This window comes from Pseudomonas sp. M30-35 (assembly GCF_002163625.1).
In the GTDB taxonomy this organism is placed as follows: domain Bacteria; phylum Pseudomonadota; class Gammaproteobacteria; order Pseudomonadales; family Pseudomonadaceae; genus Aquipseudomonas.
This window is the reverse complement of sequence record NZ_CP020892.1, coordinates 4,579,721-4,603,789: the sequence shown is the minus strand read 5'-3', so window position 1 is coordinate 4,603,789 and position 24,069 is coordinate 4,579,721. Positions and strand designations below refer to the sequence as shown.

Here is a 24,069-nt window from a genome sequence, read left to right as displayed (position 1 = left end):
AATACTCGCCTTTGGCCGCTAGCCGTCATTTATCAATGGCGACTAACAGCCCCTCACATCTTTGTCACACTAGCGCAGCTGCAATCGTTCTGGAGCGCCAGGCAAAAGCCAACACCATCAGCAGTCCCAGACCCGCCATTGCCGCTCCGGCGAGGGAAATCGCCGGATAACCCAGCCCGGCATTGATCACAGCTCCGCCCAGTGCCGCTCCAATCGCGTTGCCGAAGTTGAAGGCACCGATGTTCACCGCCGAGGCCAGGTTGGGCGCGTCCTTGGCAGCTTCCATTACGCGCATCTGTAGCGGCGGCACCAGAGCGAAACTGGCGATACCCCATATCAGGATGGCAACAGCGGCCGGCAGCGGCCAACGCATCAGTACGGTGAACGCCAGCAAGACCAGAATCAGTACGCTCAGCGAAACGATCAGGGTGCGGTCGATCGAACTATCTGCGGCTTTGCCGCCCCACATATTGCCCAGGGTCAGGCCCACGCCGTACAACACCAGCATGGCGGTGATGAAGGCGGTCGACGCGTGGGTCTCGCTGCTGAGGATCGGCGCGATGTAGGTGAAGACGGTAAACATTGCACTCGAACCGACTACGGTGAGGGCCAACGCCCCCAGCACCGGGCCACGGCCCAGCACCCGAATTTCAGCCAGTACACCGACGCTTTGCGGCGTTGGCAGGTTGGGCAGGGCGAACCACAATGCGGTCATTGCCACCACGCCGAGGCCGGTAATACCCCAGAATGCGGTGCGCCAACCGAACAGTTCGCCAAACCAAGCGGCCAGCGGCACACCGCCGATGGTGGCCAGGGTGAGGCCCATAAACATTGCCGCAACCGCCCCGGCACGTTTTTCCGGGGCGACTACGCTGGCGGCGACGATGGAGCCAACGCCAAAGAACGCTCCGTGGTTCAGTGAGGTCACCACTCTGGCGATCATGAGACTGTAGTAATCGGTAGCCAAGGCTGACATCAAATTACCCAGGGTGAAAATCGCCATGAGTCCGATCAACAGATAGCGCCGGGGGATTCTGCCGGTGGTCAGGGTCATCAGCGGCGCGCCGAGCAGTACGCCCAAGGCGTAAGCACTGACCAACAGACCTGCGGCGGGAATGGAAACGCCGAGATCCGCAGCGATGCCCGGCAACATGCCCATGGGGGCGAACTCGGTAACGCCGATGCCAAAGGCACCAATGGAGAGTGCGACAAGTGGTGGATTGATACGCATGGAAGGCTCCTTATCTATGCCGCTAATGCTACGATTCAGTCATTTCAGGCGGTAGATAGCATTTCTGGCAATCACCTTTGCGTGGGGAGCACAAATGGACTTCAACGGCAGATCAGGTGAAATGGACGTGTTCGTCACAGTGGCGCAGGAAGGTAGCCTGTCGGCCGCCGCGCGTGCATTGGGGCTGACACCCTCGGCGGTCAGTCGGATCATCGCGCGTACCGAACAACGTCTTGGCACGCGGTTACTGTTGCGCACCACCCGAGCGATCACCTTCACCGCTGAGGGCGAGGCTTTCCTGCGCGGCGCCCGGCGTATCCTGGCCGACATGGCCGAGGTCGAAGAAGCCATCGCCGACCAGGGCGTACCAAAGGGCCGATTGCGGGTCAGCGCCGCCCTTGGTCATGGACGGCTGGCCATCGTTCCCTTGGTGGCAGCATTCAGCGCCCGCTATCCGAACATCGTCGTCGATCTCACCCTTGGCGACGAAGTGGTCGACATTCTTGGTGGCCAGGCCGACGTGGCGGTACGCTTTGGCCATCTGCCTGACAGCCCGTTGACCGCGCGCAGGATTGGCGACACCGGCCAGGTAGTGGTGGCATCGCCCGAGTATCTGCAGCGCCACGGCATCCCTCAGGAACCGGAAGACCTGCTACGGCACAACTGCCTACGCTTCAACTTCCGGCGTGCCGAACCCAACTGGCCGTTCATCCGCGACGGAAGAAACTTTTCCCTGAAGGTCAGCGGCAATATCGAATGCAGCAGTGGTGAAGCACTGGCACAACTCGCGCGAGTCGGTGCCGGTATTGCGCGTATCGGCGAGTTCAGCGTGAGCGAGGATCTGCAGCGTGGCGACCTGATACCGCTGCTTGAGGCCTGGAACCCCGGCGACCGGGAACCGATTCATGCGGTATTCGTAGGCGGCTCAACAATGCCAGCGCGGGTGCGGTTATTCGTGGATTTCTTGCTGGAGCATCACCGGATGTAAGCGCTGGCGTTACCCGGCCCTTGTAGGGACTCATGGTGCTGCTCGCATGAAGCAAGTAGTGACCAACACATCGTTGGGCGCGCTTTCAATGCGTTGATGTGCTTGACTGCAATAGTTGGGAGCCATGGCATTGACGCCTCGTCTGCACGTGGTGAGTGGCCGAGATTGGTCGAAGGTTATTGGTGATAGGCCAGTTTGCGATCCATCACCGATGCTTACAAACGGACAAACTCTCTCACTGGACGGTGGGCGGCAATCGCCAGTATTATTTTTATCCCTTATTCGCACGGAACCCTTCGTGGACCCCAGCCCCGTTACACCCGCTCTCTGCTTCTTTCCTGAACAGGGGCCAGCGATCAAATGATCGAACCTATTCTTACCCTTATTCTTGGTGTCCTGGTCATCCTGGCGATTATTGCCGTGAACGGTTACTTCGTTGCGCAAGAATTTGCATACATGGCCGTCGACCGCACCAGGCTCGCAGCATTGGCAGCTGCTGGTAACGCGTCGGCCAAGCGCGCACTGGCTGTTACGCAGCGCACGAGCTTCATGCTCTCGGGGGCCCAGCTAGGCATTACCGTCACCGGACTGCTGGTTGGTTATGTCACAGAGCCTTTGGTTGGCGAATCGTTGGGCGTTTTGCTTGGCGGGGCGGGCATTCCGGCTGAAGCGAGAGTGGCCGTCGGCACAGGGCTGGCTCTGGTGGTCGCCACGATCATTCAGATGATCGTGGGTGAGCTTTATCCGAAAAACCTTGCTATTGCGAACCCTGAGCCACTGTCGCTCGGGCTTGCCCGCTCGACACTGTTTTATATGTCGGCCTTCGGCTGGCTAATCAGTTTCTTCGACAAGTCCGCCAATCTGCTTTTGAAGTTACTGCGTATCGAGCCTATTCATGACCTAGACGTGAGCGCATCGGCTACCGATCTACCCCATATCATCGCTGACTCGCGTGACAGTGGTGATCTGCCGCGTGAGCTTTCGCTGATGATGGATCGCATCCTCGACTTCCCGCAACGCAACGTTGAACACGCGATGGTACCCAGGTCACAAGTTGACTGGGTTGAGCCTGATACGACGCTCGAAGAGCTGCGAGGGCTGATGGCGCGTGCCCACTCCCGTTATCCGGTGATTGATGACGATGATGCACCTGTGGGTGTAGTACACCTCGCCGACGTGCTTGCACGTCTCGACTTGGGGCAAAGTAGCGAGACCGTTGCGTCGTTGATGAGGCCTGCCAAGGTACTGCCGACGCTAATGCTGCTGCCAGATGCTCTTGATCAGTTGGTGCAAACAACTAATCAGTTGGCCTGCGTCATTGACGAGTACGGCGGCTTCGCTGGGGTGCTAACCATTGAAGATCTCGCCATGGAAATCGTCGGAGAGATCACCGATGAGCATGATGCTGACGTCGGTGAAGCAATCGTGTCTGAGGGTGACGACACCTGGGCCATGGAAGGTGATGTTCACCTCGACGAGGTCAGGCGCGTCATCGGTCACGACCTGCCTCATGGTGATGTCGAAACTGTAGCCGGTATGCTTATCGCAGAGCTTGGCGCACTGCCAGTGGAAGGTGACACCGTCACTATTGAGCTGCCTATTGACCCCGCCCAATTAGTTTCCGACGAACCCGTGAGGTATCTACTTGAAGTCGATGTGCTGCGCATTGAGCGACACGTTCCGACTGAAGTTCGCGTACGGCTGCTCAAGGTGCCTATGGCGGAGGAAGGCCAATGAATGATCCGCTGGTAGTCACGATAGCTACAGTCGCACTCATCGCCCTGAGTGGCTTATTCGTCGTCATTGAGTTCGCTTTGCTCGGCGCTCGCCGACATCGCCTTGAAGAGTTGGCTGTCAACAGTCCGTCCGCTCGGGCCGCATTGCGTGGCATGAATGATTTGACCTTGATGCTTGCCGGTGCTCAGTTAGGCATCACGCTTTGTACTTTCGCCCTGGGTGCAGTAACCAAACCTGCAGTCGATTTATGGCTCGGCCCAGTGTTCACTGCGTGGGGTTTGCCCGATTGGGCTGCTGGCGGTGCAGCGTTTGGACTCGCGCTTTTCCTGGTGACGTTCCTGCACCTGGTTGTCGGCGAGATGGCACCCAAGTCCTGGGCCATTGCACACCCTGAAAGGTCCGCTCTTGCCATTGGCATCGTCTCACGTATCTATGTCTGGCCGCTGCGCTCGTTGCTGAGCTGGGTGAATCGAATCGCCAACCGCCTAGTGAAGGCCTCAGGTGTTGAACCAGTCGAAAGCGCCGCTGTTGGCGGTCAGGATATTGAAACCATCCGACAGCTTGTTGAGCATTCGGCGAAGGTCGGCACGCTGAAACCTCAGATGCAACAGCAGATTTCAGGCTTGATCGACCTTGGCACGCTGCCAGTCGAAGTTCTGATAGTCGAGGGTGAGGCGCTGGTTCATGTTACTCGGGGTGCGACGGTGGCGGAGGTTCGCACTGCGGCCATTGAGTCCGGGCATCTTCGTATTCTGGTGTTGGGCGCAGAGGGCATCCAGCCGTCGGTGGTTCACGTGCGTGACACCTTGCTTGAGTCGGCGGCTCGACCGGCGCATGAGCTTGCGCGGGAAGCTTTTGTGCTTGACGCGAAAACCCCCGTCTATGAAGCGCTGACTCGCATGCGCAAGTCGAGTGTTCAGCTTGCTTTGATCATGAGAGAGGGGCGCTTGCTCGGTGTTGTCACGCTGGCCGACATTCTAAAGCGAGTGCTTCCGGTTGCCTCTAGCTCATAGCCGGCTGCCTCTAACTTATATGACTTATAGCCAGGGCGGTTAAAACACTACTTGCCCAGTCGGATTGGGGGGGGAGGGTTGTCGGTTGATTCGCCGCCGCGCCCGTTGCAGGCGCGGCTTGTCAGAGTTGGCTGTGCGCCGCTTATTTAACCAACTGGCGCCAGGATTTAAGGCTGGCAATGGCTATCGCTTGAGCTTTGCGGGCGCTCAGGCATTCCTCGTCAATGTCCCGATGGGCTAACTCGCTGAGTTTGCTTAGCTCGCCGTACAAACGGTCAACTTCGGCAACTTCCAGGGTGCTGCGAGCCATTCGCAGCCACGCCAGCAGGCGTTCGATGCGCGGCAGTTGCTCCGCCAGGTCTTCCGGCTGCTGCTGATAACGCTTGAGTTGCAGGCTGGCGCCTTCTTCGGCGATCAACGTTGGCAGCCAGTTGGCCAGCGGCGCGGCGCCTTGGCGATTACCGCGGTTGTTGCGCTCAATGGTCCAGCTACGCGCTAGCAACCAGCGCGACAGGTTCAGCGACAGCTGCCCCCAGCGTGTGTTGCTGAGTTCCTCGACAAACTGAGCGGGGGCACTTGCGCGTGCGGCTTCATCCCATTGGCCTGCGTGGAGGCGTGGACGCCAGTCGTTTAGCAAGCTGTCGAGTATCTGCCGTAGTTCGCTGCTGCTTGAGCGTGGTGCTGCTTGACCCAGGCTGCCGAGCAGGGCGCGCAGGTCAACCAGTTGTTCAAACCAGTCGTTGAGCAAACGCCAATGGCCGTTGAAGCGGTATTGCTCCGCCAGGCGTTGGCTGCTGCCGAGCAGGTGCCAGGCAATCGCGCAAAACGCGTCATCAAGGCTTAACTCGCCATTCAGCTCAGGGGCTGGCAGGCTCAGCGAGTAGCTGCTGGCATCGAACAAACGATAGCCGCGCTCGGCTTTGCTGATGTCGCATGGCATTAAGGGCAAGTCAGCCGCGAGCTCTGCTGCCAGTTCGAGCAGCGCTTCTGGCTCGCCTTGGCGTAGCTCGAGTTCCAGCTCGCAGATTTCTTCTTCTTTACCGTCGGCAATCACTTTGCCGAGGTCCAGAGCGGCCTCGATGATCACTTTGCTTTTGCCCCGGCCCCAGGCGATATCCGCTTTCTGGCGAGTAAAGTCAGTGGTGAAAATGGGTTTCAGCTGTTTTTTGTCGAGGTCAGCCAGAGCAACTGGCCAGCAGTTGTCATCGAGCTTCTTCACATCAAGCTTGGCTTTGGGCAGGTGCCAGTCCCACTCATTGCGTTCTGAGAGACCGGCTACACTTTGGCCGCGGGTCTTCAGTGTTTGAATAAATGTTTCACCGTCGCGGCGCAGGCGCAAAGCGACTTTTGCTTGAGCCAGATCACGATCAGGTGTATCAAAATATTGATTTAATAGCTCGTGCTGCTCCCAGCCTGCTTTATTGCGCTTTTTCAGCAAGGGGTGAGCCCGCAGGGCTTCTAGGGTTTCGCGGCTGACGCGTAACTTAATTTCTGTTTCTTTGAGCATGATGGTGCGTTTTACGCCTAGTATAATTTGTGACAGTCCGATGACCGTGCTGGCGAGCATAAGGTGCGATCCGTATACTTGCCGCCTTCTTTAATCAGGGGTCCACCCTATGCCAATCAATCCGTTTGTAAGCCTGTTCGGTCGTTCACCCATCGGCCCTATGCAGCAACATATCGCCAAAGCCCACGAATGCGCGGCGAACCTCGTACCTTTTTTCGAAGCCGTTATGGCTGAAGATTGGGACAAGGTAGAACAGGTACAACAGGAAATGGCTCGGCTTGAAAACGAAGCCGACAAGCTCAAAAAGAGCGTGCGCTTGCACTTGCCGAAAAACTTGTTCCTGCCGGTGCCCCGTTCGGATCTGCTTGAACTGCTCAGTGTACAGGACAAAATCGCTAACCGGGCCAAGGACATTGCAGGCTTGATGCTTGGCCGGCGTATGACCATTGCCGCATCGCTGCAGGCCGAGATGCGCATTTATGTGCAGCGCTGTGTCGATGCCAGTGCTCAGGCGCTTAAAGCGATGAAAGAACTCGATTCGTTGCTCGAGGCCGGTTTTGGTGGCCGCGAGGCGACGCTGGTTGAGTCGATGGTCATGGAACTTGAAGAAATTGAGCGCGAAACAGACGTCATGCAGGTGTCTGTTCGTCGTGCGCTGTTCAAACTGGAAAAGGACCTTCCTGCGGTCGATGTAATGTTTCTCTACAAGATCATCGAATGGCTCGGCGATGTAGCCGACCGCGCTGAGCGTGTAGGTAACCGACTGGAACAACTGCTGGCGCGCTAAGCGTTAGTACTCTTTCTAGGAATGACGGAAATTAATTTATGTCTTTGATTGCGGACTACGGCTTCGTGCTACTTGTCCTTGCCTGTCTTTTCGGTTTTTTCATGGCTTGGGGCGTCGGTGCGAACGATGTTGCCAATGCCATGGGGACCTCGGTTGGCTCACGTGCTTTGACCATTAAACAAGCGATTTTTGTCGCTATGATTTTCGAGTTCGCGGGTGCCTATCTGGCCGGTGGACAGGTGACTGAAACCATCAAAAGCGGGATTGTCGATGCTTCGATGATCAGTCCCGGGTTGATGGTGCTCGGGATGATGTCGGCATTGTTGGCAGCGGGAACCTGGCTGTTGGTGGCCTCCACCAAGGGCTGGCCAGTCTCGACGACGCACTCGATCGTCGGCGCGGTTATTGGTTTTGCCGCAGTAGGTGTGTCGTTTGATGCGGTGCATTGGTCTGGCGTGATGCCGATTGTGGCGAGCTGGGTGATTTCTCCGGTGTTGTCCGGTGTGATCGCATTCGGCGTGTTCATGAGCGTACAGAAGCTGATCATCGACACCGATGAACCCTTTGCCAACGCCAAGCGCTTTGTACCGCTGTATATGTTCGCCACCGGTTTCATGGTTTCGATCATGACCATGACCAAAGGCCTGAAACATATTGGTCTGGACCTCACTGGCGCTGAAGGCTTTATGCTTTCGGTTGCTGTCGGCGCCGTGGTAATGATCTTGGGTATCATCTTGCTCAGCCGGATCAAAATTGACGTTGAAGCCGATAAAGACTTCCACTTCGCCAGTGTTGAGAAGGTTTTTGCGGTGTTGATGATTTTCACCGCCTGTTCGATGGCATTCGCCCACGGCTCCAACGACGTTGCTAACGCCGTTGGCCCGCTGGCCGCAGTCGTCGGGGTGATTAATTCCGGCGGTGAAATGGTCGGCGCCAAAGCCGCCTTGCCAAGCTGGGTGTTGCTGCTGGGCGCGGTGGGTATCGTTATTGGTTTGGCGACCTACGGTTACAAGGTTATCGCCACCATCGGTAAAGAAATCACCGAACTGACGCCGAGCCGTGGCTTTGCTGCTGAGTTGGCAACCGCGACCACTGTGGTGGGGGCTTCGGCGATAGGCTTGCCAGTATCAACCACGCATACGCTGGTCGGTGCGGTACTGGGTGTTGGTATTGCCCGGGGTATCGGTGCATTGAACCTGGGCGTGATCGGCAAGATCTTCATGTCGTGGTTGATCACCCTGCCGGTTGGCGCTGCGTTGTCGATTGTCTTTTTCTATATCCTGCGCGCGATTTTCGGCGGGGCTTGATAAGGACCCGCCATTAACCTGCTAGCGCGGGTTAATGGTTGATAAGAACCGCTGACGGCACGACTGCTTTTAAACAGTCGTCGCCGTCAGCGGTTTTTTGTTGGGCGAAGTTTTTTGCTGCCCAGCAGCAACCCGCACGGCCCGTAGGGTGTGACAACGCGAAGCTTGTCCACCACTGTTCAAGCTGGCTGACTCATCCATGCAGTCGCGATTTTGGAGGGGGTGGATGAAAACAGCGTCATCCACCCCACGGGGCGCGCGTGACGGCTGCCGTTATTGACCACGTTGGTTTTGCTTTGCACCGTGAAATCAATTCGGTGGTTTAATCTCGGTAAGCGTTGCCTCTATGATGGGGCCACGCAAGCGGAGACTGGTCATGAATCTACCCAGCTTTAAAGAACAATTCGCCGCGCTGATTGCCGCGCCGTCCGTGAGTTGTACCCAAGCCCATTGGGACCAGACCAATCGCCCGGTTATCGAGCTGTTATCGAGTTGGCTGGAAAGCCTTGGGTTTACCTGCGAGACGCAGGAGATCACCCCCGGTAAATATAATCTGCTCGCCAGTTATGGTTCTGGCCCAGGCGGCTTGGTGTTGGCTGGACACAGTGACACCGTGCCGTTTGACGCGGCTCTGTGGCAGACCGACCCGCTGAAACTGACGGAAATCGATGGTCGTTGGCTGGGGCTTGGCACGTGCGACATGAAAGGTTTTTTCGCGCTGATCATCGAGGCTGTGCAGCCATTGCTCGATCAGCCGTTCAAGCAGCCTTTGTTGATTCTGGCCACATGCGATGAAGAAAGCTCGATGTCGGGAGCCCGTGCCTTGGCCGATGCGGGCCGACCGCTGGGACGCGCCGCTGTGATTGGGGAGCCGACCGGCTTGAAGCCGATCCGCATGCACAAAGGCATCATGATGGAGCGCATTGATATCCTCGGGCAGAGCGGTCATTCATCAGACCCAAGCCTTGGTCACAGCGCACTGGAGGCCATGCAGGCGGTAATGGGCGAACTGCAACAATTGCGCAAGCAGTGGCAGACCGAGTACCTCAACCCGCAATTCACTGTGCCGCAGCCCACGCTCAACTTGGGCTGCATCCACGGCGGCGACAACCCCAACCGCATTTGCGGTCAGTGTTCGCTGGAGTTCGACCTGCGCCCGCTGCCCGGTATGCAGCCGGAAGTGTTGCGCGCAGCAATCAAGCAACGGCTAAAACCGTTAGCCGAGCAGCATCAGGTCAAAATTGATTACGCGCCGTTATTCCCCAGTGTGCCGCCATTCGAGCAATCGGCTGATGCCGAACTGGTACGCTTGGCCGAACGACTAACCGGGCATCAAGCTGCAGCAGTAGCGTTTGGCACCGAAGCACCTTATCTTCAACAGCTTGGCTGTGAGACGCTGGTGTTGGGTCCAGGTGATATTGATTGCGCTCACCAGCCGGGTGAGTTCTTGGAAATGTCACGTATTGAGCCGACAGTACGTCTGTTACGTGAATTGATTAAAAGCTATTGTCTTAACTCATCCAGCGAGCAACCGAAGCCATAGGGAACCGAGGTGCTGCTGTAAACCTGTTTAGGAGGAGCGTACGCGTGACGAAGTCTCAACTGCGACGATAAAACGGCAAGGCTTTGCTTTTTCATCTGTCTGGCGCTGAAACTCTACTTGGAGAGCGCCGTGTTCTGCGTCATGTACTCGACTCACAGGTTTTTTGGGAATGCACGATTACGTTAATTGGTTGCGTCACGCTTCACCCTATATCAACGCTCACCGGGACTGTACATTCGTTGTGATGCTACCCGGCGACGGCGTTGCTCATACGAATTTCGGCAATATCGTCCACGACCTGGTGCTGCTGCACAGCTTGGGTGTGCGGCTGGTGCTGGTACATGGCTCGCGTCCGCAAATTGAAACGCGGCTTAACGCTCGCGGGCTGACGCCGCACTTTCATCGCGACATGCGCATCACTGACAGCCCGACGCTGGAATGTGTGATCGATGCGGTTGGTCAGCTGCGCATTGCGATCGAGGCACGCTTGTCGATGGACATGGCCGCCTCACCGATGCAGGGCGCCCGCTTGCGCATTGCCAGCGGTAACTTCGTCACGGCCCGGCCGATTGGCGTGGTTGATGGCGTGGACTATCACCACACCGGCGAAGTCCGTCGTATCGACCGCAAGGGCATTGGTCGCTTGCTGGATGAGCGGAGCATTGTTTTGCTGTCGTCGCTGGGCTATTCACCGACCGGTGAAATCTTCAATCTGGCCTGTGAAGACGTTGCCACCCGCGCGGCGATCGAGCTGTCGGCTGACAAGCTGATTCTGTACAGCCCGGAACAAGGCCTGCTCGATGAAAACGGCAAGCTGGTGCGTGAACTGCTGCCACAACAGGTACCCGCTTATGTGCAGCGCCTGGGCAGTAATTATCAGGCTGAATTGCTCGATGCTGCAGCTCAAGCGTGCCGCGACGGTGTGCGGCGTACGCACATCGTGAGTTATATCGAAGACGGTGCGCTGCTCAATGAGCTGTTCACCCGGACGGGTAACGGCACGCTGGTTGCGCAGGAGCAGTTTGAGTCAATTCGTGAGGCGACCATTGAAGATGTCGGCGGCCTGATTGAGTTGATCAGCCCGTTGGAGGATCAGGGCATTCTGGTGCGCCGTTCGCGTGAGGTGCTTGAGCGTGAAATCGAGCAGTTCAGTATCGTTGAGCGCGAAGGGTTGATCATCGCCTGCGCCGCGTTGTACCCCATTGCAGATTCTGATTACGGCGAGCTGGCGTGCTTGGCGGTTAATCCGTCTTATCGCCACGGTGGTCGCGGCGATGAGTTGCTTGAGCGCATTGAAGAGCGTGCCCGGGCACTGGGCTTGAAAAACCTGATGGTCCTCACCACCCGCACCGCTCATTGGTTCCGTGAACGAGGTTTCAGCCCCAGCGGTGTCGAGCGCCTGCCAGCGGCAAGGGCGTCGCTGTATAACTTCCAGCGCAATTCCAAGGTATTTGAAAAGCCGCTGTGAAGCTGTGCCGGTTAGCCGTTGGCACCGCTGCGTCGGTTGCAATGGTGGATGGATAAAGCGTCATCCACCCGACGAGGATTGATTCTTGTAGGGTGGGCAACGCGAAGCTTGCCCACCTTGGTTCAGGCCGCTGTGAAGGTGTGCCGGTTAGCCGTTGGCACCGCTGCGTCGGTTGCAATGGTGGATGGGTAAAGCGTCATCCACCCTACAAGGCTTGACTCTTGTAGGGTGGGCAACGCGAAGCTTGCCCACCTTGGTTCAAGCCGCTGTGAAGCTGTGCCGGTCAGCCGTAGGCACCGCAGCGTCGGTTGCAATGGTGGATGGATAAAGCGTCATCCACCCGACGAGGATTGACTCTTGTAGGGTGGGCAACGCGAAGCTTGCCCACCTTCCAAGGCTTAGGCCACAAAGCGCTTGCCCTCTCGGTGCAGCGCTATTTTTGTGGCGGCTGCTCAGGCAAGAACCAGTTGAGCAGCAGCGCGCTGATGCCGCCAGTGGCCACCCCAGATTCCAATACATTACGTAGCGCTTCCGGCATGTGCGCCAGGAACTCTGGCACTTGTGACACGCCCAATCCGAGCGCCAGCGACACTGAAATAATCAGCAGGGCACGGCGGTCAAGCTGGATGCTGGCGAGAATGTTGATACCTGAAGCGGCAACCGCGCCAAACATGACCAATGCGGCGCCGCCGAGAACGGGTTCCGGCACGGCTTGCAGAACCCCCGCAACGCTGGGGAACAGGCCAAGCAATATCAACATTGCAGCAATCCACAGGCCGACATGCCGACTGGCAACACCGGTCAGTTGAATCACCCCGTTGTTCTGCGCAAATACCGAGCTGGGGAAGGTGTTGAATACCCCCGCGAGCAATGAGTTGGCACCATTAACCAGCACGCCGCCCTTGATGCGCTGCATCCACTGCGGGCCGTCCACCGGCTTGCCGGATATTTTGCTGGTGGCGGTGATATCGCCAATCGCTTCGAGCGAGGTGACCAAATAAATCACCAGCATCGGAATAAACAACGCCCAGGAAAAGCCCAGACCGAAATGCAGCGGTACTGGCAGCTGGAACAGGGCCGCCTGATGCATGCCGCTGAAGTCCAGGCGGCCCATATACGCCGCCATTGCGTAACCCGCGGCCAAGGCGATAACGATCGCGCAACTGCGCATCCATACCACCGGGATGCGATTGAGTATGACGATGATCGCCAGCACGGTGCCGGACAGCATCAGGTTCTCAGCATTGGCGAAGGTGCCATTGGCCATCGCCGAAAAACCACCGCCCATGCTGATCAAGCCCACCTTGATCAGCGTCAGGCCAATCATCAGCACCACGATACCCGTCACCAATGGGGTAATCAGACGCTTCACAAATGGCAGGATGCGCGACACACCCATTTCAACAAAAGAACCGGCGATAACCACACCGAAAATCGCCGCCATTACCGCTTCTACCGGCGTGCCTTGTTTGACCATCAGCGCGCCGCCTGCAATTAACGGCCCGACGAAGTTGAAGCTGGTGCCCTGCACAATCAGCAAGCCAGCACCAAAGGGGCCGAAGCGTTTGCATTGGACAAAGGTGGCAATGCCGGAAATCACCAGCGACATCGATACAATCAGATTGGTATCACGGGCAGACACGCCCAGCGCCTGGCAAATCAACAGACCGGGAGTGACGATTGGGACGATGATTGCGAGCAAATGCTGAAGTGCGGCAACCAGGGCAATAAACGGCTTGGGCCGGGCATCGGGACCGTAGACCAGTTCGCTCTGATTAGCTGGCGGGGAAGTCAAATCTACTGGGGAATTCATACAGCCGTCCGCAAAAAAGCCGCGATTCTACAGAATTGCGCTTAATCGGACGATGCTTAGCTGACTTTAGGTGAACAGCCGGTTAGGCGTGCGTTGTTGCTCATGCAATGTGCTCAGGCAATGCACTGATGCAGTGAATGAAGCGCATATGGCTGTGGATAAAATATAGGAAGCCGCTATAAAGCGGCTTCCGGTATGGCTTACGGCACCAACTTGTCGAGCAATTCTTTGTCGCGCACCGCCCCTTTGTCGGCGCTGGTGGCGAGCAAGGCGTAGGCTCTGAGCGCCGTGGTCACCTTGCGCGTACGCGGTGCTACGGGCTTCCAGCCTTTTTTGTCTTGCTCGGCGCGGCGAGCGGCCATTTCCTCATCGCTGATCAACAGGTTGATGCTGCGCTGATGAATGTCGATAAGCACTTTATCGCCTTCTTGGACCAGGCCAATCGCGCCCCCGGCAGCCGCTTCAGGCGAAGCGTGACCGATGGACAAACCGGAGGTGCCACCGGAGAAGCGACCGTCGGTGAGTAATGCGCAGGCTTTACCCAGACCTTTGGATTTCAGGTAGCTGGTTGGGTAAAGCATTTCCTGCATACCCGGGCCGCCTTTCGGGCCTTCGTAGCGGATGATAACGATGTCGCCTTCTTTGACTTCGTCATTGAGGATGCCCTTTACCGCGCTGTCCTGGCTTTCGAAGATTTTGGCGCTGCCTTCAAACACGTGGATCGACTCATCGACTCCTGCGGTTTTCACTACGCAACCATCCAGTGCGATGTTGCCGTACAGCACCGCCAAGCCGCCTTCCTGTGAATAGGCGTTGGCTACGCTGCGGATGCAGCCGTTCTCGCGGTCGTCATCCACGGTGTCCCAGCGGGTCGACTGGCTGAATGCAGTTTGCGTTGGGATGCCAGCAGGGCCTGCGCGGAAGAAGGTGTGCACCGCTTCATCTTGCGTCTGGGTGATATCCCACTGGGCGATCGCCTCAGCCATGTTCGGGCTGTGAATGGTCGATACATCGGTGTGCAGCAAGCCGCCGCGTGCCAGTTCGCCGAGGATCGAGAAGATCCCGCCAGCACGGTGTACGTCTTCCATATGGTATTTCTGAATGTTCGGCGCCACTTTGCACAACTGCGGGATCTTGCGTGACAGGCGGTCGATGTCGCGCAGGTCGAAGGCAATTTCGCCTTCTTGCGCTGCGGCCAGCAAGTGCAGGATTGTGTTGGTCGAGCCGCCCATGGCGATGTCCAGGCTCATAGCATTCTCGAACGCCTTGAAGTTGGCGACATTGCGCGGCAGCACTGAATCATCATTTTCGCCGTAGTAGCGTTGGCACAGTTCAACCGCCAAACGACCGGCGCGCAGGAATAATTGCTCACGGTCAGAGTGAGTGGCCAACGTTGAGCCGTTGCCTGGCAATGCCAGACCCAAGGCTTCCATCAGGCAGTTCATCGAGTTGGCGGTAAACATGCCCGAGCAGCTGCCGCATGTTGGACAGGCGCTGCGCTCGTATTCGGCAACTTTTTCATCCGACGCGCTTTCGTCAGCGGCAATCACCATGGCGTCAACCAAGTCCAGACCGTGGCTGGCGAGCTTGGTTTTGCCCGCTTCCATCGGCCCGCCCGAGACGAATACAACCGGAATGTTCAGGCGCAAAGCGGCCATCAACATGCCGGGGGTGATTTTGTCGCAGTTGGAGATACAGACAATGGCGTCGGCGCAGTGGGCGTTGACCATGTATTCCACGGAGTCGGCGATGATCTCGCGGCTTGGCAGCGAATAAAGCATGCCGTCGTGGCCCATGGCGATGCCGTCATCGACTGCGATGGTGTTGAATTCTTTCGCCACGCCGCCAGCTTTTTCGATTTCACGGGCGACCAACTGGCCCATGTCTTTCAGGTGTACGTGGCCTGGCACGAACTGGGTGAAGGAGTTGGCAATGGCAATAATTGGCTTCTTGAAATCCTCATCCTTCATGCCAGTGGCACGCCAAAGGGCACGGGCGCCAGCCATGTTGCGGCCGTGGGTGGAGGTTTTCGAGCGATAATCAGGCATGACAGGTTCCTGCAGCTAATAACGGTTGGCGGGAGCCTGTAAAAACAACTGTGGTGGGTAACGCAGTGGTTTTTACAAGCGCCCTTATATACGTAGGGTGAGCCGGGTTCAGGCACAACGCAAACGGAAATGTCCGCGGGTTGGTCTGAGGTCACTTGCGGCGCAGGGTTAGCGCGGCAGTGACCAGCTCCGCCGAGGTGTGGCAGGAGACTTCTGATTCTAATCCCTGCGAGCGGTTTGGCGAAAGGGTTGTGGCGACTGATGGACGGCTTGCTCGTCGCTTCACTCTGGTTTGCTCGCCGCTTTACTGCTGGCTTAATCCTGCAATTAAGCCTCGACGCCGCGTAAACGGGCTGAGCGTCGGCGCAGCAGTTCGATGGTCACCAGCATGATGATTGAGAGGATGATCAGCAGTGTGGCAATCGCCAGAATGCTCGGATTGATCTGTTCACGCAGGCCCGAGAACATTTGCCGGGGAATGGTGCGTTGCTGCGGCCCGGCCATAAACAGAATCACCACCACTTCATCGAACGAGGTAATAAAGGCGAATAACGCGCCGGAAATAACGCCGGGGCGAATCAGCGGCATGATGATGTCCCAGAACACTCGCACCGGCCGTGCGCCCAGGTTTAACCCCGCGCGCACCAGCGAGTAGTCGAAGCCAGTCAGTGTCGCCGTCACGGTGATGATGACGAACGGTGTGCCGAGCGCGGCGTGGGCCAGAATCACCCCAAGATAATTGCCCGCTAAACCTAGGTCCGAGTAGAAGAAGAACATGCCCGCGGCGGTGATGATCAGCGGCACGATCATCGGTGATAGCAGCAATGCGGTGATTAAGCGCCGTGCAGGCATATCGTCGCGCGCTAGCCCAACCGCCGCGCAGGTGCCCAAGAGGGTGGCGATGATCGTGGCGCAGATGCCGATAAAGAAGCTGTTCTTGATTGCCAGAACCCACTTTGGATCACTGAAAATTGCACTGTACCAGCGCAGTGAGTACGCCTCGGGTTGGAACGTCAGCATGCCTTTGGTAAAGCTAAAGAACGGCTCGACGTTAAACGACAGCGGAATAATCACCAGGATCGGCATGATCAGGAAAAACAGCACCAGCCACGAGGTGCTTTTCAGCAGCCAGGTGCCAATGTGATACCAGAAGCCGAAATATGCAGGAGTTTTGGCCATGGTTTAACCCAACTTGATATTGCTGGCGCCGACGAAACGGTCGTACAGCCAGTAGAGCAACAGAATCAGCGCGAGCAGCAGTGAGCCCAGCGCAGCGGCCAGCTCCCAGTTGTTCGAGCGCTGCATGTGGAAGGCAATGATGTTGCTGATCATCTGGCCGTCGGTGCCACCCACCAGCGCTGGGGTGATGTAGTAACCCACTGAGATGATGAAGACCAGCAAGGCGCCAGCGCTAAGGCCGGGTAGGGTCATGGGAAAGTAAATCTTGGCGAACGCCGGGATCGGTTTATCTCCCAGTGACAATGCGGCGCGCATGTAGCTGGGGTCAATGCCGCGCATCACGCTGTACAGCGGCAGAATCATGAATGGCAACAGAATGTGGGTCATCGCGACCACGGTGGCGAACGAGGTATAGAGCATCTCGAACGGCTCATCGGTTAGTCCGACGCCCATCAGGAATGAGTTAATCACCCCGTTGGTCTGCAACAGCGCAATCCACGCAGTCGTGCGCACCAGTAACGATGTCCAGAATGGCAGCAGTACCAACACCAGCAGCAGGTTCGCGCGGTTCGCCGGGAGCCTGGCAAGGTAATAGGACAGCGGATAGCCAAGTGCGGCGCAGAGCAGGGTGATCACCAGCGCCATGGTCAGCGTTTTGCTGTAAAGCTGCAGGTAAATCTGAGTTTCTTCGCGCACTTGAATACCCGTGTCGGGTTTCAGTTCGAGGTCGAGTGCGGTCAGGTAATAATCGTAAGTGTACCTCTTACCAGCACGCTGAATCGCGAACCACAGGTCAGTACGTTGCCACTTGGGGTTGGCGGCGAGCAGGGTTTCGGCGCCTTTTTCTGTGAGGTCGTCACCTTTCAGTTTGGTGACTTTACGCGCTGTGGATTTGACCACGCTAGACATGCCCGCGTAGGCACGGTTGATCTCTTCAGCGAGCTTGCCGGACAGACGCTCCTTGGCCAGGCCATTAAGCTCTACGGCAAAAATTTGCAGGGTCTGTTGATCGGGCACAGCTTTGCCGTCCCAGTCTTTCAGCGCAATCAGGGTGTGCGGAATCAGCTCGGCCACTGTCGGGTGATGCACGCTGCGCCAGAGCATGCTGGCGATGGGGGCAACGAAGGTCAGTAATATAAACACCAGCAGTGGCACCACAAACATAAACGCGGTGAGACGTTTTTTGCGTTGCGCGCTGGCTGCTTGTCTGGCTTCAGTGGTGGTTAACGATGACAAGCGTGAACTCCGTAGATCAGGGGTCAGTCGTAAATCCAGCTGGGCGACTTAGTCGTCGCCCAGCTGATGGGGCGTTAAGTTACTTGAGCAACCACTCGTTGAACTTCTCACCGAGCGACTCGCCGTAGTCTGCCCAGAACTCAGAACCGGCACGGATACCTTCATCCAGGTGCGCAGTTGGCAGATGCGGTGCTGCGGCAGGGTCCATCATCGGCGTTGAAGACTTACGGGTTGGGCCGTAAGCCACGTCACTCATCCCCGCCAGTGGCTTGGATTGGGTGGCGTAAGCGATGAACTTGAATGCCAGGTCTTTTTTCGGCGAGCCTTTCAGTACTGCCCAGGCGTCGAGGTCGTAGACGTGGCCGTCCCAGACGATAACGAAAGGTTTGCCTTCTTTACGGATCGAGTCATAGAAGCGACCGTTAGCCGATTGCACCAACACCGCACCGCCATCATTCAGCAGTTGTGGAGCTTGCGACCAGGAGTCAAACCAGACGATGTCGTTCTTGATGGTGTCGAGCTTTTTGAAAGCGCGTTCCTGACCTTCAGGCGTTGCCAGAACTTCATAGACATCTTTAGGGGCAACACCATCAGCCAGCAATGCCCACTCCATATTTACCTGCGGACGTTTGCGCATGGCGCGCTTGCCCGGGATTTTTGCAGTGTCGAAGAAGTCGCCAATGCTGCTCGCCTTGGTGTCGCCAATGGTTTTTTCGTTGTAGGCAAACACCACCGACCAGACAATGTTGCCGATCGCACACTCGCTGGACAGGGCATCCGGGATGAAGTCTTCCTCAGCCGGTGTGCCGTCCACACCTGGTGGCAGAATGTCACGCGGGATGGTTTCGAGTAGCCCCTCGGAACAGGCGCGCTCAAGGTCGATTACTTCTACGTCGACCACGTCCCACTGGATATTGCCGGACTCAACTTGAGCCTTCATTTCGGCCACACCGCCGGAGTAGTCCTCGAACAGCACCTTGACGCCGGTATCCTTTTGGAACGGGTCAATCATGTGATTCTTTTGGGCTGTGCCGTAAGCGCCACCCCAGGATACAACAGTCAAACTGTCTTCAGCGTGCGCGCCAAACGACGCCAAGCCCAAGGCAGCCGTCAGAGTGAAAGCGGAAATACTGGTGCATAGTGATCTAGCCATATCCGTGCTCCATTGCCTGTTTTTATGTGTGTTGCTAAGCCGCTTTGGGAAGTCTATGCAAATTAATGCGCTGCCTTTTCCACGGCTACGGAACCTGTGTTGTTGTCTGTGGTGCAGGCCGGTCAAGCGCCTGACTGTCTTGGGCAAGCCAGGCCAAGGCGACTTCATCTTTGGCGCTGAATTGCGGAGCTGAACTGTCGTTCAGATTCTTGACTACCAACTCAGTGCCGTCTGCGGCTTCGAACTGGTAGCGAATGTATTCGCCGACATAGTGGCGAGCGACGAAGCGGGCCTTGATCTGGTTGCCTGTGGTGCCAAGGCGATCGGTAAAGGTCAGCTTCTCGGGGCGTACCGAAATGGTGGTTGGCGCGCCAACCTCTGTGCAGTTGGCTTTCAGGCAACTGACTTGCGCGCCGTCTTCGAGGCGTACGGTGACGGTGTCTGATTCGACTGAGGCAATGGTGCCTTTAAGCGTGTTGCTCTCGCCGATAAAACCCGCAACGAATAGGTTGGCCGGGCGCTCATACAGCACGTGTGGCGCCGCGCATTGCTGGACGATACCGTTGTTGAATACGGCAATGCGGTCGCTCATGGTCAGCGCTTCAGTCTGATCATGGGTGACATAAATCACGGTGAAACCGAGCTGCTCGTGCAGGCGTTTGATTTCGAACTGCATTTGCTCGCGCAGTTTTTTGTCGAGAGCGCCAAGCGGTTCGTCCATCAGCACGATATCCGGGGCGAAAATCAGCGCGCGGGCTAAGGCCACGCGCTGGCGCTGGCCGCCGGAAAGCTGGCCGGGATGCCGATTGCCAAAGTCTTGCAGCTCAACCAGCGCCAGGTATTCATCGACCTTGGCGTTGATTTCATCCTTGCCCATTTTGCGAACTTTCAACGGGTACGCCAAATTTTCGCGCAGGGTTAAGTGCGGGAACAGGGCGTATTGCTGGAAGACCATGCCGATGTTGCGCTGGTAAGGCGCAATGCTAGTGACCGAGCGGCCATTGATGAGGATTTCGCCGCTGGTAACATCCTCGAAACCGGCGAGCATCATTAAGCAGGTGGTTTTGCCTGAGCCTGACGGGCCGAGCAGGGTGATAAATTCGCCCTTGGCTACATCGAGGTTGAAGTCTTTGACTACAAGGCTCTTGTTGTCATAGGTCTTTTTTACGTTGGTGAATTGCAGGAACGGTTTGTCCCCAGCTTGATCAGCCATACATCTCCCCGCCCGAAAACAAAAACAAGCACTGGCTCATGACCAGTCCTTGTATATTTTTTACCAGCAGTAGCGCCTGCTCATCTGCGATCTGCTGTTATTGATACGTTTTATGCTGAACAACAAAGCAATTACCACGCCAAACAAAACAGATGGCCTATTTGACGCGTCGCTTTGTCGATAAGACTAGTTGGCTCTGGGCTATTGGCCACTTTGGGTGTGGGGACTTGTAACAACTACACAGCAAAACGCTATGCAGCAGACACCCGAATACCCGCACGGTATTAGTGCGTAGCTGTTGCAGGTGTATTGGGCGGGGGCGTTGGCGAGCGCGGCCACATCCTAAAATCAGGTGTGGCCGCCGCTAACTGCTTTTAGCTGTTTGGCAGCAGCCGGCAAGTCAGGCTCTTGATATAGCGAGTCTCAACGATAGCTGGATGCACCGGGTGATCAGGACCTTGCGCGCCGCGCTCAAGCAACTGGATATTGCGATCGAGGTGGCGTGCGCTGGTCAGCAGGATATTCTGCAAGTCATCTTCGGGCAGGTGCATGGAGCACGAGGCGCTGACCAGGATTCCGTCTTTATTAAGCAGACGCATCGCCTGTTCATTGAGGCGGCGGTAAGCGGCTTCACCGTTTTTCATGTCTTTTTTGCGCTTGATGAACGCAGGTGGATCAACAATCACCACATCGAAGCGCTCTTCGGCCGACTTCAACTCTTTCAGCGCGGCGAAGGCATCGCCTTCAACACAGACCACTTGCTCAGACAAACCATTGAGCGTTGCGTTGCGCTCAACACCGTCCAAAGCAAAGCTTGAGGCATCGACACACATGACTTCAGTGGCGCCAAATGCAGCGGCTTGCACGCCCCAGCCGCCGATGTAGCTGAACAGGTCCAGCACTCGCTTGCCTTTAACATACGGAGCCAGGCGAGCGCGGTTCATGCGGTGATCATAGAACCAGCCAGTCTTTTGACCTTCGATGACCGGCGCTTCGAACTTAACGCCGTTTTCTTCCAGCGCGACCCATTCAGGCACCACGCCAAAGGCGGTATCGACATAACGCTCAAGGCCTTCAGCGTCGCGCGCTGCGGAATCATTCTTGAGCAAAATCCCGCTGGGTTTGATGGTTTGAATCAGCGCTGCAAGCACGTCATCCTTGTGCCGCTCCATGGTCGCAGAAGCCAGTTGCACGACCAAAATATCGAAGAAACGATCAACCACCAGGCCTGGCAGCAGATCAGAATCGCCATAGACCAAGCGGTAGCAAGGCTTGTCGAACAGGCGCTCGCGCAGGCTCAAGGCAACGTTAATGCGATGCACCAGCAATGATTTGTCCAGCACATGCTTGACGTCACGCGACAGCAGGCGAGCGCAGATCAGGTTGTTCGGGCTGAGCGCGACAACGCCAAGCGGCTTACCGCCTGCGGCCTCAAGAATCGCTTGATCACCGGCGGCAAAACCGTTGAGTGGCGTGGCGGCGACATCAATTTCGTTGCTGTAGACCCAAAGATGGCCGGCGCGCAGGCGTCGGTCGGCATTGGCTTTCAGGCGCAGGCTGGGCAGGGACATTGGGTGCTCTCCGAAAAAAGAGCGAAATTATAGCGCAGCACAGGCTTCTTAGGGCTGTGCTTGCTGGTTTTAGCGACAGGATAATGTGAAAATTAATCGCTGAAATATCTACCGAATTGGCGACCTATGCCCGAACTCCCTGAAGTCGAAACCACCCGCCGCGGCATTGCGCCTCATTTAGTTGGCCAACGTATCAGCCGGGTGATTGTGCGTGACCGCCGCTTGCGTTGGCCGATCCCGGAGGACCTCGATATTCTGGTCTCAGGCCAGCGTATCGAATGCGTCGAGCGCCGCGCCAAGTATTTGCTGATCAAGCTCGAAACCGGCAGTTTGATCAGCCACTTGGGTATGTCTGGCAATCTGCGGTTAGTGCCATGTGGCACGCCTGCGGCAAAACACGAGCATGTCGATATCGAGCTGGAATCGGGCATGGCGCTGCGCTACACCGACCCGCGTCGTTTCGGTGCGCTGCTCTGGAGTAACACGCCACTTGAGCATGTGCTGCTGAGCAAGCTGGGGCCCGAACCCCTGACCGATGCGTTTTCCGGCGAGCGCTTGTACGAGAAGTCGCGAGGGCGTTCGATGGCGGTCAAACCGTTCATCATGGATAACGCCGTGGTGGTCGGTGTGGGCAATATCTACGCGACTGAAGCGCTGTTTGCCGCAGGGATTGACCCTCGCCGCGAAGCCGGAAGCATTTCCAAGGCGCGTTACGCCAAGCTGGCGGTGGAGATTAAACGCATTCTGGCCCATGCCATCGAGCGTGGCGGCACTACCTTGCGGGATTTTATCGGCGGTGACGGCCAGCCCGGCTACTTCCAGCAAGAACTGTTCGCCTATGGCCGTGGCGGTGAGTTTTGCAAAGTGTGCGGCAGTACATTGCGTGAGCTAAAACTGGGGCAGCGCGCCAGCGTTTATTGTGCGCAGTGCCAGCGCTAGCGAGTCCATCACTGGTGGTTGCTGGCTTTTCAGAGGGCGCTGAATGCGGTTAAAGAGTGATGCAGTCTGCGTTCTCACGTCAAAAAGTCAGTTGAACGGTGCTTGTTCACGGATATTGAAGCCAATCACGCTGACAATTGGCATTGCGCTGATATAGTTATATGAACTGACTCTGTATCGTTGAAGGATTATTCCATGAATCTGTTTCGCTCGATCGCTGTTGTCCTGGCGCTTTCCTCTGGCCTGCTGGCACTACCGGCGTCGGCTGAAGTGGTTCAGCGGGACGACAATACCAGTGGTGACCCAATTTACACCGCCAATGCACCCAAGGCGTATTCGATGATTGGTGACTTGCTTATTGCACGTCCACTGCTTATCGGGGCGACCATCATTGGTACTGCTGCATTTATCGTCAGCCTGCCATTTACCGCGCTCGGCGGTAACATTGATGAGGCCGCAACCGCGCTGATCCAAGAGCCGGGTCGCGAGGCTTTTCAGCGTTGTCTGGGTTGCACCAGCGTGGGTTACAAAGGCAATAACTGAGTTCTACTCAGAACAAAAAACCGGCGGATTCATACTCTGAACGCCGGTTTTTTTGTGCCTGAAGTACGTAGGGCGAACACCGCTTTTTGTCCTGAGCATCTGGTGAGCCCGGTGAAGCGCGACCTGGGCAACCTGATGCGGGTCAGGCTCGGCGAGCCATCAATAGCAGCGAGGCGGCAGCGGACAATAATCCGGCACAGCATCGATTGAAAATCCTCTGACCTCGAGGCTGGGCAAACCAGCGGCGCATATGCAATCCAATGTATGCGTAGATCCCGATAGCAATCCATTCCAATGCCAGGAAACATAACCCAAGCACCGTAAATTGAGCGCCAATGTCTGCAGTCGGATCAATAAACTGCGGTAGGAATGCGGTAAATATCAGAATGGCTTTGGGGTTACCTGCCGCGACGAGGAACTCTTGTCGTGCCAGAGTCCATAAACCCACGTGGGTGCTTGCTGGCTCAGCCTCGGCTTTCGCGGCAGCGCCCCATAGCTGGTATGCCAAGTAGAATAGGTAGCCAGCGCCAACTATCTTGATCCCATAGAAGACCAGTTCTGACGTTTGTAGCACGACAGCCAAGCCTGCTGACGCCAGTGCAATCATGATCGCGAAGGCAAGCAGACGACCGGCACCCGCCATACAGGATGAGCGGAATCCATATCGGGTGGCGTTGCTGATAGAGAGCAGATTGTTAGGCCCAGGTGCCATATTCAGTGCAAAGCACGCGGGCAGGAATAACGCTAACGTCGCAAGCTCCATGTGCGTCTCCATGATGACTCTGCGCCAATG

General features: G+C 56.9%; 19 protein-coding genes. 9 read left to right on the top strand and 10 right to left on the bottom strand.

Features of this window, described 5'->3' with window-relative positions; genetic code table 11:
• Nucleotides 1-64 precede the first annotated feature (64 nt).
• Nucleotides 65-1,231, bottom strand: coding sequence for an MFS transporter (locus B9K09_RS21070; RefSeq protein ID WP_087518642.1), 1,167 nt, complete (start codon nucleotides 1,229-1,231; stop codon nucleotides 65-67).
• A 94-nt stretch (nucleotides 1,232-1,325) separates the two neighbouring features.
• Between B9K09_RS21070 and B9K09_RS21065 the strand changes: the two genes are divergently transcribed.
• The 3 genes from B9K09_RS21065 (at nucleotide 1,326) to B9K09_RS21055 (ending at nucleotide 4,969) form a co-directional block, all read left to right on the top strand.
• A complete protein-coding gene (locus B9K09_RS21065; protein ID WP_087518641.1) occupies nucleotides 1,326-2,219 on the top strand; it encodes a LysR family transcriptional regulator in 894 nt (297 codons plus the stop codon).
• A 360-nt stretch (nucleotides 2,220-2,579) separates the two neighbouring features.
• A complete protein-coding gene (locus B9K09_RS21060) occupies nucleotides 2,580-3,956 on the top strand; it encodes a hemolysin family protein (RefSeq protein WP_087518640.1) in 1,377 nt (458 codons plus the stop codon).
• Complete coding sequence (locus tag B9K09_RS21055; RefSeq protein ID WP_087518639.1) at nucleotides 3,953-4,969, top strand: CNNM domain-containing protein; 1,017 nt, start codon at nucleotides 3,953-3,955, stop codon at nucleotides 4,967-4,969. The genes B9K09_RS21060 and B9K09_RS21055 overlap by 4 nt, the downstream gene beginning before the upstream one ends.
• Before the next feature lie 142 nt (nucleotides 4,970-5,111).
• On the opposite strand, the gene B9K09_RS21050 is transcribed toward B9K09_RS21055, so the two are convergent.
• Nucleotides 5,112-6,476, bottom strand: a complete 1,365-nt coding sequence (locus tag B9K09_RS21050; protein ID WP_087519227.1) for an inorganic triphosphatase — start codon at nucleotides 6,474-6,476, stop codon at nucleotides 5,112-5,114.
• A gap of 109 nt (nucleotides 6,477-6,585) precedes the next feature.
• On the opposite strand from B9K09_RS21050, the gene B9K09_RS21045 reads away from it, so the two are divergent.
• The 4 genes from B9K09_RS21045 to argA all read left to right on the top strand — a co-directional run bounded on the left by B9K09_RS21045 (nucleotide 6,586) and on the right by argA (nucleotide 11,581).
• On the top strand, nucleotides 6,586-7,263 hold the full coding sequence (locus tag B9K09_RS21045; RefSeq protein ID WP_087518638.1) for a TIGR00153 family protein: 678 nt from the start codon (nucleotides 6,586-6,588) through the stop codon (nucleotides 7,261-7,263).
• Between the two features lie 38 nt (nucleotides 7,264-7,301).
• The gene (locus tag B9K09_RS21040) at nucleotides 7,302-8,570 is read left to right on the top strand and encodes an inorganic phosphate transporter (protein WP_087518637.1); all 1,269 of its coding nucleotides are present in this window, start codon (nucleotides 7,302-7,304) and stop codon (nucleotides 8,568-8,570) included.
• A gap of 376 nt (nucleotides 8,571-8,946) precedes the next feature.
• On the top strand, nucleotides 8,947-10,113 hold the full coding sequence (argE, locus tag B9K09_RS21035) for an acetylornithine deacetylase (protein ID WP_087518636.1): 1,167 nt from the start codon (nucleotides 8,947-8,949) through the stop codon (nucleotides 10,111-10,113).
• Nucleotides 10,114-10,282: 169 nt separating this feature from the next.
• Nucleotides 10,283-11,581: an amino-acid N-acetyltransferase gene (gene argA, locus B9K09_RS21030; RefSeq protein WP_087518635.1), complete on the top strand. Its 1,299-nt coding sequence runs from the start codon at nucleotides 10,283-10,285 to the stop codon at nucleotides 11,579-11,581.
• Between the two features lie 433 nt (nucleotides 11,582-12,014).
• On the opposite strand, the gene B9K09_RS21025 is transcribed toward argA, so the two are convergent.
• The 7 genes from B9K09_RS21025 to B9K09_RS20995 form a co-directional block, all read right to left on the bottom strand.
• Nucleotides 12,015-13,394 carry a nucleobase:cation symporter-2 family protein gene (locus B9K09_RS21025; protein ID WP_087518634.1) on the bottom strand — a complete coding sequence of 460 codons (1,380 nt, stop codon included), beginning with the start codon at nucleotides 13,392-13,394 and terminating at the stop codon, nucleotides 12,015-12,017.
• A gap of 200 nt (nucleotides 13,395-13,594) precedes the next feature.
• A complete protein-coding gene (gene ilvD, locus B9K09_RS21020) occupies nucleotides 13,595-15,442 on the bottom strand; it encodes a dihydroxy-acid dehydratase (RefSeq protein ID WP_087518633.1) in 1,848 nt (615 codons plus the stop codon).
• Between the two features lie 327 nt (nucleotides 15,443-15,769).
• Nucleotides 15,770-16,621: an ABC transporter permease gene (locus B9K09_RS21015; protein WP_087518632.1), complete on the bottom strand. Its 852-nt coding sequence runs from the start codon at nucleotides 16,619-16,621 to the stop codon at nucleotides 15,770-15,772.
• A 3-nt stretch (nucleotides 16,622-16,624) separates the two neighbouring features.
• On the bottom strand, nucleotides 16,625-17,857 hold the full coding sequence (locus B9K09_RS21010; RefSeq protein ID WP_087518631.1) for an ABC transporter permease: 1,233 nt from the start codon (nucleotides 17,855-17,857) through the stop codon (nucleotides 16,625-16,627).
• A 79-nt stretch (nucleotides 17,858-17,936) separates the two neighbouring features.
• Entirely contained in the window at nucleotides 17,937-19,010 is a 1,074-nt protein-coding gene (locus tag B9K09_RS21005) for an ABC transporter substrate-binding protein (protein ID WP_087518630.1), read from the bottom strand.
• A gap of 85 nt (nucleotides 19,011-19,095) precedes the next feature.
• Nucleotides 19,096-20,223, bottom strand: a complete 1,128-nt coding sequence (locus B9K09_RS21000) for an ABC transporter ATP-binding protein (RefSeq protein WP_087518629.1) — start codon at nucleotides 20,221-20,223, stop codon at nucleotides 19,096-19,098.
• A gap of 374 nt (nucleotides 20,224-20,597) precedes the next feature.
• Nucleotides 20,598-21,794, bottom strand: a complete 1,197-nt coding sequence (locus B9K09_RS20995; protein WP_087518628.1) for a class I SAM-dependent rRNA methyltransferase — start codon at nucleotides 21,792-21,794, stop codon at nucleotides 20,598-20,600.
• A 126-nt stretch (nucleotides 21,795-21,920) separates the two neighbouring features.
• Between B9K09_RS20995 and mutM the strand changes: the two genes are divergently transcribed.
• Together mutM and B9K09_RS20985 are read left to right on the top strand one after the other, a co-directional pair.
• Nucleotides 21,921-22,733: a bifunctional DNA-formamidopyrimidine glycosylase/DNA-(apurinic or apyrimidinic site) lyase gene (gene mutM, locus B9K09_RS20990; RefSeq protein WP_087518627.1), complete on the top strand. Its 813-nt coding sequence runs from the start codon at nucleotides 21,921-21,923 to the stop codon at nucleotides 22,731-22,733.
• 195 nt (nucleotides 22,734-22,928) lie between these two features.
• Nucleotides 22,929-23,276 carry a multidrug transporter gene (locus B9K09_RS20985; RefSeq protein WP_087518626.1) on the top strand — a complete coding sequence of 116 codons (348 nt, stop codon included), beginning with the start codon at nucleotides 22,929-22,931 and terminating at the stop codon, nucleotides 23,274-23,276.
• 142 nt (nucleotides 23,277-23,418) lie between these two features.
• Here the strand turns inward: B9K09_RS20985 and B9K09_RS20980 are convergent, their stop codons facing one another.
• Nucleotides 23,419-24,039: a LysE family translocator gene (locus B9K09_RS20980; RefSeq protein ID WP_087518625.1), complete on the bottom strand. Its 621-nt coding sequence runs from the start codon at nucleotides 24,037-24,039 to the stop codon at nucleotides 23,419-23,421.
• Between the last annotated feature and the right edge of the window lie 30 nt (nucleotides 24,040-24,069).